29 protein-coding genes are annotated in these 17,569 nt (G+C 50.8%); 8 read left to right on the forward strand and 21 right to left on the reverse strand.

The features are described from left to right. Position 1: 1 nt before the first annotated feature. From ACFQNF_RS05575 to ACFQNF_RS05605, 7 genes are read right to left on the reverse strand one after another with little or no spacing between them, the layout of a single operon-like run. The gene (locus ACFQNF_RS05575) at positions 2-214 is read right to left on the reverse strand and encodes a hypothetical protein (RefSeq protein ID WP_380186766.1); all 213 of its coding nucleotides are present in this window, start codon (positions 212-214) and stop codon (positions 2-4) included. Further along, the gene (locus ACFQNF_RS05580; RefSeq protein ID WP_380186767.1) at positions 211-675 is read right to left on the reverse strand and encodes a Gp37 family protein; all 465 of its coding nucleotides are present in this window, start codon (positions 673-675) and stop codon (positions 211-213) included. Before ACFQNF_RS05580 ends, ACFQNF_RS05575 begins: the two co-directional genes overlap by 4 nt. Further along, positions 675-1,136, reverse strand: a complete 462-nt coding sequence (locus ACFQNF_RS05585; protein WP_380186769.1) for a gp436 family protein — start codon at positions 1,134-1,136, stop codon at positions 675-677. Before ACFQNF_RS05585 ends, ACFQNF_RS05580 begins: the two co-directional genes overlap by 1 nt. A 3-nt stretch (positions 1,137-1,139) precedes the next feature. Next, complete coding sequence (locus ACFQNF_RS05590; protein ID WP_380186771.1) at positions 1,140-1,553, reverse strand: capsid cement protein; 414 nt, start codon at positions 1,551-1,553, stop codon at positions 1,140-1,142. Then, positions 1,550-1,825, reverse strand: coding sequence for a hypothetical protein (locus ACFQNF_RS05595; protein WP_380186773.1), 276 nt, complete (start codon positions 1,823-1,825; stop codon positions 1,550-1,552). Before ACFQNF_RS05595 ends, ACFQNF_RS05590 begins: the two co-directional genes overlap by 4 nt. A 10-nt stretch (positions 1,826-1,835) precedes the next feature. Further along, on the reverse strand, positions 1,836-2,759 hold the full coding sequence (locus ACFQNF_RS05600; protein ID WP_380186775.1) for a major capsid protein: 924 nt from the start codon (positions 2,757-2,759) through the stop codon (positions 1,836-1,838). A gap of 11 nt (positions 2,760-2,770) precedes the next feature. Next, complete coding sequence (locus ACFQNF_RS05605; protein ID WP_380186777.1) at positions 2,771-3,874, reverse strand: peptidase; 1,104 nt, start codon at positions 3,872-3,874, stop codon at positions 2,771-2,773. 179 nt (positions 3,875-4,053) lie between these two features. On the opposite strand from ACFQNF_RS05605, the gene ACFQNF_RS05610 reads away from it, so the two are divergent. Genes ACFQNF_RS05610 through ACFQNF_RS05620 form a run of 3 tightly spaced genes read left to right on the forward strand, consistent with a single transcriptional unit; the run spans position 4,054 to position 5,878 of the window. Next, the gene (locus tag ACFQNF_RS05610) at positions 4,054-4,596 is read left to right on the forward strand and encodes a PAAR domain-containing protein (protein WP_380186779.1); all 543 of its coding nucleotides are present in this window, start codon (positions 4,054-4,056) and stop codon (positions 4,594-4,596) included. Next, complete coding sequence (locus tag ACFQNF_RS05615; RefSeq protein WP_380186781.1) at positions 4,596-5,492, forward strand: hypothetical protein; 897 nt, start codon at positions 4,596-4,598, stop codon at positions 5,490-5,492. Before ACFQNF_RS05610 ends, ACFQNF_RS05615 begins: the two co-directional genes overlap by 1 nt. Positions 5,493-5,512: 20 nt before the next feature. After that, positions 5,513-5,878: a hypothetical protein gene (locus ACFQNF_RS05620; protein WP_380186783.1), complete on the forward strand. Its 366-nt coding sequence runs from the start codon at positions 5,513-5,515 to the stop codon at positions 5,876-5,878. Positions 5,879-6,028: 150 nt separating this feature from the next. Here ACFQNF_RS05620 and ACFQNF_RS05625 read toward each other — a convergent pair whose 3' ends face one another. From ACFQNF_RS05625 to ACFQNF_RS05685, 13 genes are all read right to left on the reverse strand, one after another. Further along, on the reverse strand, positions 6,029-6,484 hold the full coding sequence (locus ACFQNF_RS05625; protein WP_380186785.1) for a phage virion morphogenesis protein: 456 nt from the start codon (positions 6,482-6,484) through the stop codon (positions 6,029-6,031). Continuing rightward, positions 6,481-7,209, reverse strand: coding sequence for a phage head morphogenesis protein (locus tag ACFQNF_RS05630; protein ID WP_380186787.1), 729 nt, complete (start codon positions 7,207-7,209; stop codon positions 6,481-6,483). The genes ACFQNF_RS05625 and ACFQNF_RS05630 overlap by 4 nt, the downstream gene beginning before the upstream one ends. Then, a complete protein-coding gene (locus tag ACFQNF_RS05635) occupies positions 7,199-8,680 on the reverse strand; it encodes a DUF935 domain-containing protein (protein ID WP_380186789.1) in 1,482 nt (493 codons plus the stop codon). The genes ACFQNF_RS05630 and ACFQNF_RS05635 overlap by 11 nt, the downstream gene beginning before the upstream one ends. After that, positions 8,677-10,176, reverse strand: coding sequence for a hypothetical protein (locus ACFQNF_RS05640; protein WP_380186791.1), 1,500 nt, complete (start codon positions 10,174-10,176; stop codon positions 8,677-8,679). Before ACFQNF_RS05640 ends, ACFQNF_RS05635 begins: the two co-directional genes overlap by 4 nt. Continuing rightward, positions 10,173-10,718: a DUF3486 family protein gene (locus tag ACFQNF_RS05645; protein ID WP_380186793.1), complete on the reverse strand. Its 546-nt coding sequence runs from the start codon at positions 10,716-10,718 to the stop codon at positions 10,173-10,175. The genes ACFQNF_RS05640 and ACFQNF_RS05645 overlap by 4 nt, the downstream gene beginning before the upstream one ends. A gap of 2 nt (positions 10,719-10,720) precedes the next feature. Further along, positions 10,721-11,032 carry a hypothetical protein gene (locus tag ACFQNF_RS05650; RefSeq protein ID WP_380186795.1) on the reverse strand — a complete coding sequence of 104 codons (312 nt, stop codon included), beginning with the start codon at positions 11,030-11,032 and terminating at the stop codon, positions 10,721-10,723. Continuing rightward, the gene (locus tag ACFQNF_RS05655) at positions 11,029-11,361 is read right to left on the reverse strand and encodes a hypothetical protein (RefSeq protein WP_380186796.1); all 333 of its coding nucleotides are present in this window, start codon (positions 11,359-11,361) and stop codon (positions 11,029-11,031) included. Before ACFQNF_RS05655 ends, ACFQNF_RS05650 begins: the two co-directional genes overlap by 4 nt. A gap of 119 nt (positions 11,362-11,480) precedes the next feature. Continuing rightward, positions 11,481-12,065 (reverse strand): hypothetical protein, encoded by a 585-nt coding sequence (locus tag ACFQNF_RS05660; RefSeq protein WP_380186798.1) that lies wholly within the window; start codon positions 12,063-12,065, stop codon positions 11,481-11,483. Beyond that, the gene (locus ACFQNF_RS05665) at positions 12,055-12,279 is read right to left on the reverse strand and encodes a hypothetical protein (protein ID WP_380186800.1); all 225 of its coding nucleotides are present in this window, start codon (positions 12,277-12,279) and stop codon (positions 12,055-12,057) included. Before ACFQNF_RS05665 ends, ACFQNF_RS05660 begins: the two co-directional genes overlap by 11 nt. Positions 12,280-12,441: 162 nt before the next feature. Continuing rightward, positions 12,442-12,966, reverse strand: a complete 525-nt coding sequence (locus ACFQNF_RS05670) for an N-acetylmuramoyl-L-alanine amidase (protein ID WP_380186802.1) — start codon at positions 12,964-12,966, stop codon at positions 12,442-12,444. 91 nt (positions 12,967-13,057) lie between these two features. Further along, positions 13,058-13,525, reverse strand: a complete 468-nt coding sequence (locus ACFQNF_RS05675; RefSeq protein ID WP_380186804.1) for an OB-fold protein — start codon at positions 13,523-13,525, stop codon at positions 13,058-13,060. Between the two features lie 238 nt (positions 13,526-13,763). Beyond that, a complete protein-coding gene (locus ACFQNF_RS05680) occupies positions 13,764-14,279 on the reverse strand; it encodes a hypothetical protein (protein ID WP_380186805.1) in 516 nt (171 codons plus the stop codon). A gap of 4 nt (positions 14,280-14,283) precedes the next feature. After that, on the reverse strand, positions 14,284-14,694 hold the full coding sequence (locus ACFQNF_RS05685) for a hypothetical protein (protein WP_380186807.1): 411 nt from the start codon (positions 14,692-14,694) through the stop codon (positions 14,284-14,286). Between the two features lie 118 nt (positions 14,695-14,812). Here ACFQNF_RS05685 and ACFQNF_RS05690 point away from each other — a divergent pair, with 118 nt between their 5' ends. Further along, positions 14,813-15,004 carry a DNA-binding protein gene (locus ACFQNF_RS05690; RefSeq protein ID WP_380186808.1) on the forward strand — a complete coding sequence of 64 codons (192 nt, stop codon included), beginning with the start codon at positions 14,813-14,815 and terminating at the stop codon, positions 15,002-15,004. Between the two features lie 295 nt (positions 15,005-15,299). After that, a complete protein-coding gene (locus ACFQNF_RS05695) occupies positions 15,300-15,470 on the forward strand; it encodes a hypothetical protein (protein WP_380186810.1) in 171 nt (56 codons plus the stop codon). A gap of 46 nt (positions 15,471-15,516) precedes the next feature. Here ACFQNF_RS05695 and ACFQNF_RS05700 read toward each other — a convergent pair whose 3' ends face one another. Beyond that, positions 15,517-15,762 (reverse strand): hypothetical protein, encoded by a 246-nt coding sequence (locus tag ACFQNF_RS05700; protein WP_380186811.1) that lies wholly within the window; start codon positions 15,760-15,762, stop codon positions 15,517-15,519. 114 nt (positions 15,763-15,876) lie between these two features. Between ACFQNF_RS05700 and ACFQNF_RS05705 the strand changes: the two genes are divergently transcribed. The 3 genes from ACFQNF_RS05705 to ACFQNF_RS05715 are packed head-to-tail and all read left to right on the forward strand — an operon-like array spanning position 15,877 to position 17,569. Beyond that, positions 15,877-16,350, forward strand: a complete 474-nt coding sequence (locus ACFQNF_RS05705; protein ID WP_380186813.1) for a hypothetical protein — start codon at positions 15,877-15,879, stop codon at positions 16,348-16,350. After that, positions 16,347-16,649, forward strand: a complete 303-nt coding sequence (locus ACFQNF_RS05710) for an HTH domain-containing protein (protein WP_380186815.1) — start codon at positions 16,347-16,349, stop codon at positions 16,647-16,649. The genes ACFQNF_RS05705 and ACFQNF_RS05710 overlap by 4 nt, the downstream gene beginning before the upstream one ends. An 8-nt stretch (positions 16,650-16,657) precedes the next feature. Then, positions 16,658-17,569 (forward strand): hypothetical protein, encoded by a 912-nt coding sequence (locus ACFQNF_RS05715; RefSeq protein WP_380186817.1) that lies wholly within the window; start codon positions 16,658-16,660, stop codon positions 17,567-17,569.

Raw genomic sequence — 17,569 nt, forward strand, 5'->3', positions numbered from 1 at the left:
ATTACACTCCTTCTGCAGTGGTAGCGGTCTTGCTAGCCTTGGCCGGTTTTTCAATCACGGCGGTAAGGTGGCCTAGCGCCAGCAGTGTTTGGGTGTATTCATGCCCCTCAGGCAGATCCACCTCTGCACCGTCATGTAACATGATTTCAGTCTCAATCTCCCCATCACGCAAGGTGACACCAGAGCTTGGGCCTTTATATAAATACTTCTTCATGGTGCCTCCTCGTTATTCACTGCAATTAATGGGTGTTCAGTACCCACTTCTTCGTCTTCCACCAGCATGCCGCTTGTGGAAATATCTAAGGCGTATTGCCAAAGGCCACTTGCTTGGCCTAAAAACTTATCACTGACCGCACGTATTTTTTTGCAGTCTGGTGGTCTGAAACCCACCACGGCACGGCGGGCCAGATCCAATACTTCAATTGCGCCACCTCGGCCATTGAGCTGACGCACCACCACCGTGATCGACAACTTAATGGTGCGGGGTTGGGCCACAAACCCCGTATCCGCAGTGTCATCAAACTGGCTACCCAGATAACTCACCAGCAATGCGCCCAGCGAATGATTCAAGGTGTAGTTTTTAGCGTTTTCTGGGAAATACTCCACGACCAGCTGGGGCAATTTCAAACGCAAGCGCTGCACGATGGCATCCAGTATTTCAACGGTGCTGGCCATCAGTAACGATCCAGCACATTGTTATTAAAGCGGCGCTCCCGCGTGCGCACCTTCATTTCTCCCGCCTCGGGTGCCGCTTCACCCGTCGGAATGCCGATGGTGAGCTTGCCATCCCGGATCTGCTCCAGCATGCTCATTGATGCTTTATAAGTACGCGTAACTGCATCAGGTAAATCGCCCCCCTCTGGCCGCCGGGCATACAACTCATGGCGGGCCAGCTTGATGGTCAGATCCTTAATCACCGAAGGTATAGGCAGCAGCGGCAAGGTGTAGCGGCCGCGCAGATGCGCGTCCACCACTTCCTCTGCTTGCTGCACCTTATCTTCAATCACCTCCATCACCAGCTGCAACGGCACGGTGGTGCCGCCATAGCTCAGATCTGGCTGAGCATCATTGCTCAGCGCAATGAGCGTTTGCAGCGGGATGGCCAGCTGCAATTCAGCCAGGGTGCAGTAGCGCATGGTTTAGATCACCATAACGCGGATGATGTCGCCCGCCACACCGGTGTCCAGTGCATAGCCATTGATACTTTGTGGCAACACACTACCGGCCAGCGTCATGGCAGGGCCTGCACTGGTAGAGGTCACAGCCGTGCCACCTGCTGGCACCGTGGCAGAAAACACGGTAGCCGTGATGGCTTTACCTGCAGCATCTGAAACAAGCGATGCCCCCTGTGCAATGCTGGCCGCCGCTTCAACCAACCCAATTCCAGAGAACATCACGCCCGCTTGCTGGCCACTATCGGCATCGCTATCGCTTACCCCCAGTGCTTTGGCATTGGCGGCGCAAAGCCCTCCGTTAAAACCAATAAATCGAAAGCGGGGCAAGGTGGCGGAGGCCAGAATGGAGGTGATACCTAATGGCTGTGCGGTTTTCATGCTTTAGCTCCTTTTTTGTTTGCCGCTGCCGTTTCTGCATCTGGGGCAGTTGAGGCATCGGCAGGCAAACTATCCGTTGCCGGAGGTGGTGTTTCGATGAGGGCCGGAGGGACGATAACGGCTTCTGGCTCTGGCAGCCAAGTGTGATCAGGCTCTAAAAAAGCAAGTAAGCTGACGGCTTCTTTCATGCTCATTTCAATTTTATCGTCCGGCTCATAGCGCTCCCCATTGTGCAAAATGGGTGCGCCTATCACTAAAAATCGACCTATCATTTCAGCCCCCTTATGCGTTCGTATCAGAGATCAAATAGCCCGCTTCCGCGCCCACAATAAAGGGCCGGAAAATATTGGTGCAGCGGACAACCTCAACCTTGCCGTCTTCCATGCGGGTATCCACCACCGGCTTGTTTTTGCGGATGGTGTAACCAAAAGCTGGCTCGTAAGGGGTGCGCTCCTGGCCTGCGCGTTTACCCGGCACATAGGCCAAGATGATGTTGTCCAGCCAGAGGTCCGCAAACACATCGTTATCATTGGCATAAACCGCCTTGCCGATGCCGATGTTTTCGATCTCGAAGATGTCTCGCATCAGATCGGCAGTCACAATGCCTTTCATGGAGTACTTGATGCGGTCCAGCAGCTGCGGGTGGTTTTTTAATACCGACTGGCTTGAGGCACCAATGATCATGGTGTTGGGGTAGCGGCCAATCTTGGCGCGGATGGCTTCCTTGCCCGCCTCAACCACCCCAATCGGGTCGGAGTTCACGCGGTCAGTAAAGCGGCTAGTGCCCGACAGTACAATCTTATTGCTGGCCGCATAGTTGGCAGGGTTTTGCGCCATATCTGCGATCATCTTTTCACGGCGCAGATCAATCCCTTCCGTGGCCACAAAGGTGGCGTTAGATTGCAGCGGGAAGGCGCTTTCCTGCTCTTCACGATAATCAATCGGGTATTCCAGATCGTGCTCATCCAGGACCACATCAATGCCGGTTAAGCCTTCCGGGTTAATGCGGTTGGATTTAGCGCGTAAGGCCCGCTCGGTGTTGTAGATTTTGAAAGCTTCTTTTCCGAACTTTGGAATCTTGCCTCCTTCTTTTTGCACTTCAACCGTGGGGAATAGCAGCTCGCCAATTAATTCCAGATTGCTATAGCCCAGCGCCAGTTGTGATAAAACAGGATCAACAATGCGCAGATTAGATAAACGTCCCATGACCTACCCCTTTATTTAATAACTGCATTCGCCGCAGTGGCGTAATCCACCGAGTGCTCACGCATGTGTGAACGAATTGTTTGATCCAGCTGCGCCCGCTCTGGGTCAACGTTTTCACCGTAATCAACGGCATCCGCTGCTTCTGCCGTAGATGCCTTGCCCTTGGTGGCCAGCTCGCCGAACTCCACTACTTTTGGCAGTTCAGACAAGAAACTTTTCAGCGCCGTTGGCAGGGCTTGCTTCGCAGCGCCTTCGCCGAACTCCAGCACCTGCTCGCCTTCCGCGAAATCCAGCAACGCAATCACGGTGTCTTTATGCTTTGGGGCCAGCGTGCCTTCGGCGATTAGCCCTTCGGCAAAACTGGCGTGATCGTCGTGGCGCTGTTCTGCCAGCAGCTTTTTCTTTTCTGCATCGGCAAAGGCCACCAGCCCCTGCAGGCGGGTGTTTTCTGCTTCGAGTGCAGCGGCTTGTTCTGGGGTCACGGTAGGCTCCTTGATAACGGGGGTAGGTTCGGAAAATGCGGGGGAAATTTCGGGTTCGGGCTGGGCGGCTTGCTCCTGCACCCAGTCAACATCCCATGACGACAGGGCTTTATTGGCCTCATCCAGCCCAAATTTGCCAATCATCCATTCACGCAGGCCACGAAAGATTCGCGCGACGGCACCGGCGGGCAATTCGCCAAACTCGATCACGCCATCTTCGTCTTCAGCAAATTCGACTTGTTTAAGCCCTTTGACAGCCGGAGGCATTGCGCCGAGGAAGCCCACATGGCGTAGGTAATACACACCGGGCACAGGATTGTTAGCAGAATCGGGGGTGTAAAAAGAGCCGGAAACTTTTTTGAACCGACCCGATTCCACCATCTCGGCAAAGCTCACATCCAGCTGATGCGGCTCACCCATTAGACCTTCAGAACTAGAGCTAAGCGACTTCACCCAGCCATAAGCGGGGGCGTCATGTTTGGGGTGTCCAATCACTATCGGCGCTTCATGCAGCGCCGGATCGTATGCAGCGGCACAGGCTGCAATATCTGCGTCGGTAAAATCCAGCGTCACCCCGCTCATTGCGGTTTGACGGCCGGGCTTAAAAATATGGAGGGGGGCTGGAGTAGTCATGACGCTATTTTCAGCGGCACAGGGGAATGGGTCTTTTAATCGACTTTACAATTAGCAATCGTGGAAAAACGCAGCCACAACCTAGGTGTTACGGGTGAGCTAAATGGGTATCTTTGCTGATTGTTAATACTGTAAGCACCGTCTAAGATTGCCGTACTGAGCTATTCACGGAGGTTTTAATGAAAAAAGTGATTCGCTTAGGCGATCAAACCAGCCACGGTGGTGTTGTACTGAGTGGGGCTTCTACGACCAATATGTTCGGTAAACCCGTTGCATTACTCGGGGATAAGGTGAGTTGCCCTATTCCAGGACACGGCGTTTGCCCAATTATTGAGGGAGATCCTACTTGGGCTGTTGGCGGAAAGGCTGTGGCATTAGAAGGACATAAAACCTCGTGCGGCGCTGTTCTTATTTCCTCAATGCCAGAAATCGGTCGTGCGTATGAAGGCAGCGGAGCGGCTTCTGCTGGTAAAGCGGCAACAGCGGCAAAGACTTTAGTTGAGACTGCAGCGGCAGCAAGGGTCCTTAAATATGATGAACAGGTGCGAATTAAAGATCTGGACAATAACCCCATCCCCTATGTTCCGTATTACATCACCGACAGTGCGGGAAAGGCATACAAAGGGATTAGCGATGCTGAAGGCTGTTGTGAGCGTATCTATACAGATGATGCACAAACTTTAAATATATTGACTGGCGTACTTGCTCTGGAGAAGTGGTAATGGGGGCTTTTGACTTTAAAACGACAACGAATAAAACGCCTAACTCTACATATGACATTACTGGCTATGGCATGCCCGCGATTGCTTTTAATTTTGTCATTATTGAGCAGCCCGGCAAGGATGGATTTCTAGTGCGAAAAGGTTTTCTTGCCTCCCCAGAAAACTATGCAAAGCTTCAAAAGATGGGACTAACAGCGGAACAAATTAAAGGTGAGTTCTACCCGGAAAAGTACGGCTTAATGCCTAAGTCATGGGAGGTACCACTATCACCTTTAGATCATGTTATGGGTCGGAACGTATCTCCATATATTTCAACAAGCTCTTTTTTCCCTCATGGTGCAGGTGATTTTTTAGGCAAAAAAATTTACTTTGATATCGCTAAGCTAAATGAACTAGGAATTAAAATTGTTTCCACTGATGAGCTAGCCGCATCATTGATTGAATATAAAACAGCTCACCCTCATACGGCCCCTCGCATCGATAAGTTGATCCATGCCATAACAGAACTAGAAGGAGAAACTCTACTTCATAGTAAAAGAGTACCACCTGAAGCCATCATAACTCCAAGCTCTCTGGCCGCCACGAAGGCAACAATGCGAGTTGTAAAGGTAGTCGGTGTCGTTGGAGTCTTGTTTACTGCCTATGACCTGGAACAGGCGACAGAAAAGTCTATTAAGCTAAAAAGCGTGAAGCCTATTTCCGCAGAAATTGTGAGGCAAGCAGGAGGATGGGCTGGTGCCAGAGCAGGTTTTGCACTTGGTGGTACTGCTGGTGCGGCGGCGGGGGTAGAAACGGGTCCAGGATTAATCATAACGGGGTTGATTGGCGGTATTGTTTTTGGCATTGGTGGTTATTATGGTGCTAGCTGGGTCGCTGATCATATTGATAAAAAATAATTACAGACTGAGATGCCGCAATGTTTTTCAAAAAGAAAATAGCCATCCACCCTTATGATAATACCGACTTTGGAAGGGTGTTCGGCTGGTGGCTTTGCTTAGATGGAGAGCGAATTGCTGATGTTAATTACTGGGCTTATGACGTAAGCAGCCAGTTTTGGCATGAATACAAAGTTTTCCCATTTAATGAGAAATTTAACGATATTGGATTTGACCCTAACAACTGGGCTTTGGAAGGGATCACTTTAGAAAGCAGGTTTGCGGAAGGGTATTACATTAATGACTTCATTATTAATTCTGTCAGAGATAATCTCATTATGATTAGGAACGCCCATGTTCCTAAAGAGCAATTTATTTCTGCGATGGATAGTTCAAGTCATCGCTAGTGTGAGCATGGTATGCGTGGCTGCAAAGTAGCGAAGGATTAAGGTTATTTAAATAGAGCGTAAAGCCTTTATAAAGCTTTAGAAGCCTTTGCTATGGTTGCCCTGCTACGCTTGCTTATCAAGAGGGAACAGTGGGCGCAAACGGCCGAACTATCGGAGAGCGGCGCGGGTAAGGTGATCCAGGCTCAGATCAAGGATTTCTCGCTCGTCTTCACTCGATACACCCAAAAATGGCCGGGCGGGGATATCACCCCACAAGTGAGGGAATTCAGATTTTTTACCGCCGAACTGCATCATGGCAGCCTGTACTTTACTACTACCGACCATGACCCCTGCGCTGTCGGCTTCATAGTGAATCTCATTCGATAGCGAATGAGTTTCGCCAATCAGAGGGCGATCGCCCTCTTTGTAGTTCAGCGTCGACAAAATGCTATTGAGCGCCCACTTTTCGCCATCGGGGCCACGGCCCTCGTCAAAACGGCGGATGGTGGTATTGGTCAGGTGCTCACCGATGTCTTTAAACACCGGCCGCATATTGATGGCGGCGCTTTGCACATTGGCCAGAGCGCGGCGCACTGCTGCTTCGGTCAGGGTGATTTGAATCATCGTGCCATCCTTCTGATGTCTTCAGCCACGCTTTGCCCCGGTGCGTAATCCCAGCCGTATTGAATACCAACGGGCAGCGTGACTACTTCGCCGGTGCGCTTTACTACATGCTGGTAAGTGCCATCATCCGGCGCGGTATCAGGCTGGGCCTTGCCCATGCGCTTCATCTCCCGCTCGTTGATCGCCTCGATGAGGCACTTGCAGCCAAAGCCATTCGGTGTGAAGTGAGTATTAAACCAAGGGTCTTGTGCTGGTAGCACAGTGTTGTGCCAAGCCTTGTGACTAAGACGTGGATGCTCGCGGGAGCGATGCACATAGCGCCAATACGGGCGGCTGGCCAACACTTCTGGGTCTGTCATCTGGGCATAACGGCCAGCTGAGTAGCTGGTGCGTAGATTGGTGGTGTAAATGATCCGGGTGCGCCATGCGGTACCACCTGTGCTGTCTTCACCCAGCCAGCCGGTCCAGCCACGTTTTTGCACAATGTTTTCAAACTCGTCACGAAACCATTGAATGGTTTTGCCCTCATCAATGGCGGTCTGGATGGCGGCTTTCAGATCTGCCACCAGATTCTCCTTCATCGCTCCCGCCACGATAAAACCACGGTCGTGGCCAGCGGCGATGAGATCATCCCAATGCTCAGACGGCAACGCCAGCTTTTGGGAAAAATAGGCTAGCTGCTCGGCGAAGGGCTGAGCAAACACAGCACTGAGGTCATCCGCCATTTTTAACCTCTACACGTCCCGCAGCATCAGCACATGCAAAAGCTAAACTCATCACTTTTGCCATATCGCCGATATCCAGCTCGCTAAACTCAGCAAGGAGCGATGTTTGAAGCTGAGACAGATCATCCACTTGATTGATCTGATGGCGAATTCGGGTCAGCCATTCATCTAGGTGTGGCTGGGCTTCTTCAGCCAGAGTACTGCTGGCCAAATCCGCATAATCAGGATCGTCCGCGCTTTCAGCAAAATCAGCGCGGGCTGTGGCGGGCACGTCGCTGACTGGGGTTTCATCTAAATCCCCATCTTGTAGATCGTATGCCCGCTTGAAATAAGCAGGGGTAAATTTGACACCGGCTCTGCTGAGTTTTTCATCACGGGTGGCCTGTACATCATTGACCTCTTTTTGCTCCCACATGCTAAACGTGGGCCGTGCTATTCCCTCGCCAAAATTCAGATCACAAATCCACTCAATAAGGTGATTGAATGTTTCTTCAATGATTGCTTTGTCGCCATCGCGTAAATCACGTGTGACTTCCAGACCTGTTGTGGCGCTGGCTTTATTGCTGGTGGACTCGGTGGTTTGGTTCTGGCCAAGCAGGGCAATGGAGACCTCGGAGCGGCAAAAGTGCAATAAGCGCTCATACACATCGGCACTGCCTGCCTTGCCTGCGGCTTCTTTGATCTCAACACTGGAGTCATCAGGGATCACGGCGACTGCGTCTTGCACCATGCTCTCTAGGCTATCGAGTAGCCGGTCAGATTCTGATTCGGGTGTACCGCGTGGGTGTTTGCCCACAATCCACGGCATGCCGAATTTCTCCGTAAACGTCACCCAAAACTTTAGGCCGCCTTTTTTGAACGTAGTGGGCCAAAACACCATCGATAAATCAGGGAAGCCATAAGGGTTGTCATAGCTGGGATCTTGGCGGGGTAGAAGAAACTTGCGATCCGGCAGCGCTTCACCTGCAATGCGGTTTTCTTTAGTGCGTAGGCGCAGCTCGTTTTCTGGGCTGAATACAAACCACTCTGCAGGTTTGCCGATGATATCGATTGGCACGATATAGCTGCCCACTTTACCCCAGACGATCTCCATTGGCTGATAGCCAAACAGCACCGCATCCAGCATTTCATTAATGATGCGCTTCAGTTTTAAATTGCTAAATACAGTGGTGATTAATTTGCTGGCAGCACTTTTTGCAGACTCGCGGTTAATGCCGTACTCAAGTGCTGTCACTGCTGATTTACGACGGCGGATAAAGGCACCCACGCTGGAGTCTGAGCGCAGCTCGCGGTAGACCTTGATATCCTGGCCCAGTTTTTTGAGTACAGAATCCGGGTTGGGTAAGTACATGCCCAGCCCGTAAAAATCAATGCTGCGGCTGCGCGTGGCCAACTGCTCGGAGAGCGGTTTGCGCTGCTCGCCAAACTGCACAAATTCTGTGGGACTAACCCAAAGACCTTTTGCTTTCATTGGTATCCCCGTGTAATTTTTTCACCACCACGGCGGCGGCGTGATTTCGCCGTGACCGGGCCTTTGTTTAGTTCTCGGCTGGCAAAGAGGGCCAGCGCCAAGGCGACGGCGGCATCGCCGTGGCGTTTGCCCTTGTCTTCCCCGGTGCTACGTTTTTCTGCAATACGCGGTACGCCGCGCACCACTTCAATCGCTCGCAGGTCATCCAGAATGTCGGCATCTTTGGGCAGATCGATCAGGTTGCCGTCCTCTAATGCCGCTTTAACGGGTGGCATGTGTTCGCGGTACCAGCCCTCGGTAAGCATCACCTGCTGGATGCGGCTGATGCCGTAACGTTGCATGGCGTATTCAGCAAGGGCTTGGCCGTTGCCGCGTGCGTCAAATGCACCCCCCATAAAACGAGGCAATCGGTCTAATAGATAGAAACAGATTTGTTCCTGCTGGCGGAAAGGCACGTTGCGCAGCTCTAAGATGAAAGGTACACGGCGAACTAGGTTTTGCATCTGGATCAGCGGCACATGCACACTTAGATCGCCGCTGCGGCCAAAGTCCTCGCCGTTGAAAGAAATGGCATCTGCTGGCAGCTTGGCCAGCAAGGGCGCGAGGTGTTTTTCCAGCCAATCCCCACACTCCGCTTCGCGAATATAATCGGCCAATAGCTCAAAGCCTTCGTCACATTTATAGCGCAGCAACGGCGTGTCTTTATTCATACGGGATTCAATCAGCGCTCTGGACAGCCATGCGCCGCCGCTATTTTTAGGTATGCAATTTAGCTCTTCTTCTACATCGTCACCATAAAAGGCTCGGATTCCATCCGCCCATTTAGCTTCCTCCTCGGCGGTCCAATCTTTGCCTAAGCGCAAGCAAATACGCCGATATAGCCCCTCAGCCAGCGCATCATCAAAAGTAGTGCGGTGGATGCTATACGGCTTCTTGCCAGAACGAACATCATTAATCAATGCATTAAACAGGTTGTCCACGCCATTATGAGTAGAGATCACATGCACTTGACCGCCCCACATCAGCAAAGCCATTGCAGCTTTAAGCAGCTCATCGAGTTGCTCGTGGAAGCCAGCTTCATCAATAATCACGCGGCCTGCTTTACCCCGTAGATTATTTGGCCGAGAAGATAAGGCGGTGATGCGATGGCCAGACGCAAAGCGGATGACGAAAGCTAAGATTGCTTTTTCATCGTCGCCATTAATAAAGACCTCTTCGGTCTCTTCAATCTCCCCAGCGGCTAGGCTGTAGTGCTTGGCCCAGTCGGCGCAATCGCGGATAAACTCCTGCGCCATGTCTTTGTTGTAACCAATATACCAAGTATCCATACCGCTTTGACTAGCCGAAAGCAGCGCTGAATCGGCAGCCTCGGCCCACGACAGACCAATCCGGCGTGATTTTTCGATGACTTTTACGGGCGAGATGTCTGCAACCCAGCGTTGCTGGTATGGCAGCAATACTGCAGGCGAACGGGCTGTGCGGGATTCGGTAATCACGATGCAATCCCTAAAATCTGGCGGCGGATGGCATCTGCAGCATCGTCAGACAGGCCGCCTTTCTTCACTACTTTCTCTACTGCTGAAGCTGCTGCATCCACCCGTGATTGCAGCTCCAGCCGGAATTTTTTCTGATTCACCGAGGCCCGTGCCAGCGTGGCGATGTTTTTAGCGGCGTCAGACAGCATGGCAATGCGGGCCGCCGGGTCTACCTTTTCTGCCGTAGCCTCTTGCAGATTCATGATCGACTCAAATAACTCGGTTTGCACCAGCGCTACCAAGGCTTCAGAGCGGGCATCTTTATCATCTGACGCACCCTCGGTCAGCATTCTTGCGGCCTCGGTACTGGCTTTAATTGCCGCAAAACGCCGCTCAATCTTCTGGCCATAACGGTGGATGGCCGACTTGCTGATCACATAGCCTTGCTCCCGCAGCATCTCTTCCAGCGCCTGATAGCCGCTGAAATTACTATCGGTGAGCGCACGCTCTAACCACCGACGTGCGTCTTCCGGCAGGCCGTCGATACTGCTGCGGCGGGCCATAATCAAGAACTCCAATACTTAAGGGGCCGTGCAATGCCGGGTTTGCAATCAATGGTGTACTCGGCGATATCGACACCACAGCGAGTTAGGTCAGCAAACCAAGTACCTGATGGCTCTTTACGCAGCTCTACAAGCTGACGGTCGCTCAGGTAATCCAGCTCACGGCGGACTTCTAGTGCGGTGGCATCGGGGTAAATAGCCCGCATCACTTCCAGCAAAAACTGCTCGTTACTTGTGTGAGGGCGGGCTTTATCTAGGGTGTTGATTAGATTCCAGCGCATGGATTCGCGGCGAATTTTGACGAGATCAGTCATGACTGTGTTCCTCTTAATTGGCCCAGCTCGACTTTGGAATACAGCGCATCCAGCTTGGCTTCCAGCACGCTCTGCCCACGGATGTAATCTTCACGCCGCACATATTGAATGGGCAGCTCTGCGAGATGTTTCAGCCACTCCCGCTCTAATCTGGTGAAATCGTCATCACGTTTAATTAACGCGGTCTCTATTTGTGCAAACCGCGTGCTCTGCCGCTCTTCAAATTGTTTGAATAGCGCCTTCAGCAGCATGATCAGCAGGCCGGTAAAAAACGTAAACACAGCCCCCGCCATGACCAATGCCTGCCAAAAATCAATGTTGAGCATCATTTGTATTCTCCATTTCGGCGTTGTGCTGTGTGGCCCAGTACAACATCGCTAAAAAGCGGTGCTGGCGATGAGCCATAAAGTGCTGCCATCTGTAAAACTGCAGCACATGGGCATTCATCTCACTGGCCTTCATGCCAGTTAATGAGTTGATTGAGCTGGGCCTCAATGCTCTGGCAGCGCAATGCGTTATCGATATGGTTGGTCAGAATGTCGGCTTGGGTAATGCTGCTGGCGAGGAGGCAATCAGCTGAATCGCAGGCACTGGCCGCGTCAGCAATGTTTGTGGTGGTTTGTTGATCACTGGTGGCGGGCATTGCAAGGGCGCTGTTCCACACGCGGACAAAACCAGTAGTGAACACAGCAGCAGGCAGCGGCTGAGGAGCTGCATTGGGCGAGGCTTTATAGATAGTGGTAACACGACTCACACTCCTTGATAACTGCACACGGGCTTCGTTCAGCTGTGCGCGGGTTTGATCTAGCTCGGAGGCGAGTTTTTCACCGTGAGCCTGTATGCGCGATTGCAACTCGGCGTTGTAGTGAGCAAGCTCTAAGCGGCCAAGTAATGCTGCCTCACGCTGATCTGCTAATTCAGCATCCGCCATTGATGTGGCCCACTGAAATCCGCCATATCCACCTAGTGCAATGCCGGTGGCAAACAGGTACCCCATAAATGCAAACTTGCTGAAGATTGAATCAGGCAGCATCGGAGCCTCCTTTGCGGCTTGCCAGCCAACGCTGTGCTACTGCGTAGCCACCAACAATGCCGAGATACGCAAACCAGATATCCGCGCTAAGCGTGCCCGCCCAGCCCTGGCGAACAAACACCACGGTGGCGGACGCACAGGCAATATTTGCCCATATTTTGGAATGAGACAGTCGCCCAGTATTTGGCTCTGTAATCAAATCGGAGAGTTTCATTTCCCCCCCCGACGGCGGCGCTTTGCTGCAGCGCGTTTTTGCGCACGAACACCAGAATGGCGGCGTGGCGCAGCTGATTCTGGCTCTGGCTTAAGCCAGATAGGCAAAAGGTTTAGTTGGGGTAGCGGCGGAGATAACAGAGAGAGAATGATTCGGAACATATCAGCCCCCAACCAAGTGCGACTGCAGTGGCTGCATCTCACGAATCAGCCACTCATCCACAATAAAGCCGGGGCAGAGTTTGGTGAATTCGTTAGGGGTGATTTTGCCGTCTCCGTTTAAATCGGGAGACAGATCTCGGTGGCCTACAACGCTGGCTGAGGGGTATTTTTGTTTTAGCGATTTAATGAGGCTGTGCAACGCCTCCCACTGCCGGGCAGTAAATGCATCCGTGCCCACTAGGCACACACCCAGTGAGTTGGAGTTACGCCCCGTAACATGTGCGCCAACTTCATTAATATGCCTGCCAGTGCCTAGCGAGCCGTCACAGTCAATAACCCAGTGATAACCGATGGCGAACAGATCCGGGTTGAATGCATCACGGGCTGCTGGTGAGCGTTTAAAACCACGCTGGCTATGCCAGACATCTATCACTTTAACGGCGGTTTTACGCTGGCCGTCGCCTAAACGTTTACCGTTCTGGCTGGCTGCACAATGAATAACGATGAATTGAATTTCACGGGTCATGATGACCTCCAAACGAAACATGCCGCTATTTTCAGCGGCATGTGGAAGGAGGTCTTTTAATGGGGTTTAAGGTATGAAACTCACTGTCGTATTACAAGATGGTGCATTCATCCAGCATGGGGATTGATGTAACTTCACCTGCGCCAGTGCAGTGTAGTTTAATGGCTTGCCCTTTTTTAAGTTGACCAGCTTTGGCTTCATCAGTTTTGTTTAATTTGGCTTGAACGCCTAAAAAATCATTGCCGCTTTTTAACTCCACAACGACTTCATCGAACGGGCCTTTGGTGATGGATTTTATTGAGCCACTTACTTCAAGTACTTTATCTTTATATTGCTGATCCGCTGCCGCCTCATTATCTTCATAAGCTTTGCCTAGTGTTTTAGCTGTTACGGCTAAAGCAGGCGCGGCCACAGGCTGTGGATTGGGAGTATTGCTTGCATGAGCCTGCTCTTCTTTTATCTTAGCCTCAGCCGTATTTGGTTTGTTATCTCCAAAAATAAGCCCAATCGTAATCAAAGCAACGATCACAGCACCTGTCCATTTCAGAAACTTTTTCATTAAAGCTCTCCTTACTGCACAAGGCGGGCCAATGGCTCGCTGGTTGATTAACAATCAAATCAGTATAGTGTCGCAAGCCGTTTTGTCGGCGTTTGAACCAGCATGAGTAATGTCTTGTTGACTTCAACCCAAACACCACTCGTTGATCTAGTTACCTTAATGCTAGATAAATGAAAGCTAGATATCAAAATGACACCTAATAATTTATTCCAGTTATTGAGGTTGTAATTTATCTGCTTTATACCAGCTTTATCCAAAACCAACTTAAGCCTAAAAATAGAATTGATATTAAAGCTCCAATACCAAAGTAGCGCATTAGGCTTGCATGCTGTTGGCAACTATTACAAGGCTGGCTGGCTAATTGAGCCTGCTTTGTTAAATCATGATTAAGTTGCTCAATCATCTGATCATTCTGGGCTAATGCCTCATTCATGGCGATCACCTTTGAGTTGAGGTGCCCCCATTTTTCCAGCTCAATTGATAATCTATGCTGCATTACTTCTGCAATCCCTTGCAGGGTTGCTATTTGCTCCAGCTGTAGATGTTTAAAAAACGGGCGACTAAAAAGGGCTTGGCTAATCTGCTCCATTTCAGCTTTACATTGTATTTTGGTGCAAATTAGCATCAGCTTGGAAACTGCATAGTTGATTACCTCTTGCTCCTTCGAGTTAGCCTTATCGTGATAATGATGATGAACAACATCACGACCAGCCACATTTCCGACCTTATCAAACTGTTGTTTTACGCCATCCATATACTTACTTCCTCTTATTTCCGATAACGAAATCCCCTCCAACAATTGTGCCTGTCGGGGCTTGTTTGAAATCCATATGAGAACCTTCGTAGCGAGTTGTTTGTGTTGTATCTCCCCCTAGCAATACACGCAATGCCGCATCTTTAAGTTCTGGTGCACTGTTGCGGTAGCGAGACAGAATCATCTGCTCATCCGCTGGCAAATTCAAAATGGTTTTAGTGCCCGTAAGTACATAAACCAAATCTACTCCAGTGGGCGCTAAAGCAGCCAGCAGCTCCGCAGATAGTCGTTTACGTCCTCCTAAAACATCCCGCAAGCCTTGCGAATCCTCTTCTCCCGCATATTTAGCCGCAGCTGCAGCTTTGAGGCCCAGCCGGTCAAATTCTTCCTTTAGTCTTTTGTGTATCAATTCCACACCATATCCTTGACATTGTGGAAATACTCCACAATAATAAACACATCAAACGCACAACATCATTCACACAAGACGCATCGCCATGCGGCCTGTGGAAAATCCCAAAGGAGCCAATGCTATGACCCCTGCTCAAATCAAATCAAAGTTCCGTCGCGAAGGAAAAACCTTCACTGATTGGGCCGCCCAGCACGGCTACACCCGTAATCAAGTTTACCGCGTGCTCAACGGTACGGATAAAGCGCATTACGGCAAGGCGCACGATATTGCCGTGAAGTTGGGTATGAAGTCTGCTGAACCAATGGAGGCTTGATCATTATGAAAACAAACCTCATGAGGTTTTATCAACTTCGCGCCTTTATTGCATTGGCTCTGCTTCGTTTTCTTTTCCCCCGAGGCATGTCTGGAGCGCAAGCAGTAGTTGTTTTGCCACTTCAGGTGTCAATACCACAGGCATTGGCCGATCAATTCCTGGTGGGCCTGCTACGAACTCCACAAGTAGTAATTGACCCAGCGCATCCCAGCCTACGCGATCTAGACCTCTTACAGTGGCTAGGGTCGCAATCCGTTCATATTCCAATTAAAGCTCCTTTAGCCTGAGGCTCATCATGAAAACGCTCGCACTTTCATACGCCGGTAAACCGTCCCCCGATGCCCTAGTGACTTCCCTGTCTGCCGCGTGCCTAACGCAGCAGCTGGATCGGGTTGCGATTGCCCGTAAACAGGCTGCTCAGCCTTTTGCAATGTCCATTAATGCAAGCCGCTCAGACAAACGCTAGGAGCTGATCATGGATGCTACTCAATATTGCCAATATGGCTTCCCAATCAATGCTCTGGTGTTTGGCGAGTGGCCCGTGACTCATCCAGTTGATCGCACAGCCAGCGCAAAGACTCCCGCGCCTCTGTGTTCAGATCCGGGCGATCTGGCCAGCGGCGCTTCAGTAAAGAGCGCTGCAGACCTGCCGCATCAAAGCCCGACTCTGTTTCCAGAGCCGCCACCAGAGTCAGCCAAGCATGAGCCATAGCATTCATTTGAGCTTCGACTTTTAACAAGCGGTTTGCATCAGACATTGCCGTATTCCTTGTGAGTGATTATGCCTTTTTAGTTTCGGCCATGGAAATAAGTTTTCATAGAGCGAAAGTTTTTATTTGTTTAGAAGACAGCAAAAACAGGGGTTTCTAAAAATGGATAGAAATTGGAACAGCTTTATTCCGATTGATGCAGCTTCTTCAATTCGTGGCTGTTTGGGCAAGGCGAGGGATAAAAATAATAAGTCCGTTGAAGGCGTGGCCGACTTAATGGCGGCGACCCATCACGATTTATATAAGTGGCAAGCCAATGGCCGTATGCCTGCCATTTTAATTCCTGCTTTTGAATACGCTTGCGGTGCTTCTTTTTTATCTGAATGGCTGGCACTGAAATCAGGACGTTTGGTGATCAATGTGCCGGTGGGGCGAAATGCCAATGCGCAGGATGTGAATAAATTACAGAGCCTGCTCACCGATGCAGTTAGCCAGATTTTGAAATTTGCTGATGGGCAAACCGATGCCACCACCGCTGTCGCCGCGATCCATGCAGGTATGGCAGGACTAGCTTGGCACAAGGTCAATATCGAAAAACACAGCCAGCCAGAGCTGGCACTGGGAGGTGATGAATGAGTAAAACCCAAGTCAGCGGCAAAGGCAGCCGGGTATTGCAAGTGCTTAAAGCACTTCGCGGCCACACGATTACCGGCTTATCTAATAAAGACCTTGCGGATGCTTTAGGTTGCAGCGCGGTCACCATCACCCGCGATATGGCGGATCTGATTGATGCGGGCTTAGTGGTGAAATTAGACAACGGGCGATTTGCCCACAGCGTGGCCATGCTGCAAATCGCGCAAGCCCATGCAGAGCATGTAGCCAAATTACAAAGCCGAATTATTGAAATTAACTGCCGCATCGCGGCTGGTGCATAAGGAGATCGATGATGGGACGCGTAAAACAAACATCAAGCGAAGTAATTGATTTACCCGAATTGCCGGTTGAGCACGGGCTGAACCAGCAGCAAATGAGCACGCTAACGCAGGAGATTAGCGCTCAGTTTGGTGATGGGCAGATTTATGACCGCATTCGCGTTGTGAATGAGGCTCGGTTTTATATGGCCCAAAGTGCCGAAGCGATGCTGGAGGCGGGCAAGCGTTTGATTGTGTTGAAAGAGAACGAACCTCATGGCGAGTTTGAATCCATTGTTCGTGAGCAGTTGGGCCTTCCTGAGCGCACCGCACAACGCATGATGCAGGCGTCTATTAAATATATGTCACCCAAGCTTTTGGCAAAAGCGCCGACGTTGGCGCTTTTGGGCAAATCAAAACTTTTTGAGTTAATGACCGAAGATGACGATGAATTGGCCGCACTGGCTGAGGGCGGCACGGTTGCTGGGCTAAAACTTGATGAAATTGACCGCATGACCAACCGTGAATTGAGGCATGCGCTGCGCGAAGGTAGTGAAAACTATCAAGCACTTAGCCAGCTACAAGCCAATACAAACACCGAACGCGATCAGCTCAAACTTGATTTAGCAAAGCGCGAAAAACTGATTACTGAAATGGACCCGATTGATCTGGGAGACGGCCTCAGGGTTGAGGTTAGCCAGCAGGTCTCTGCAGCCGAAATAGCACTGCGCTCATTAAAAAAACCGTTTACTGCATTAGCTGAACACACCGAACAGCATGGATTTATGCATGACGATTTTATGGCTGGGCTATTGGGACAATTGCAATTTGCACTTAATCAGCTACGTGGCGAATTCAGTATTAAAGAAGCGCCCGATGGCGAGGCTATGCCTGCCTGGCTGAGAGAAGAAGCCCCGCTGCCTGCCGCGCAGGAAGAGGCCTAA

This window comes from Iodobacter arcticus, from assembly GCF_042664895.1.
Classification (GTDB): domain Bacteria; phylum Pseudomonadota; class Gammaproteobacteria; order Burkholderiales; family Chitinibacteraceae; genus Iodobacter; species Iodobacter arcticus.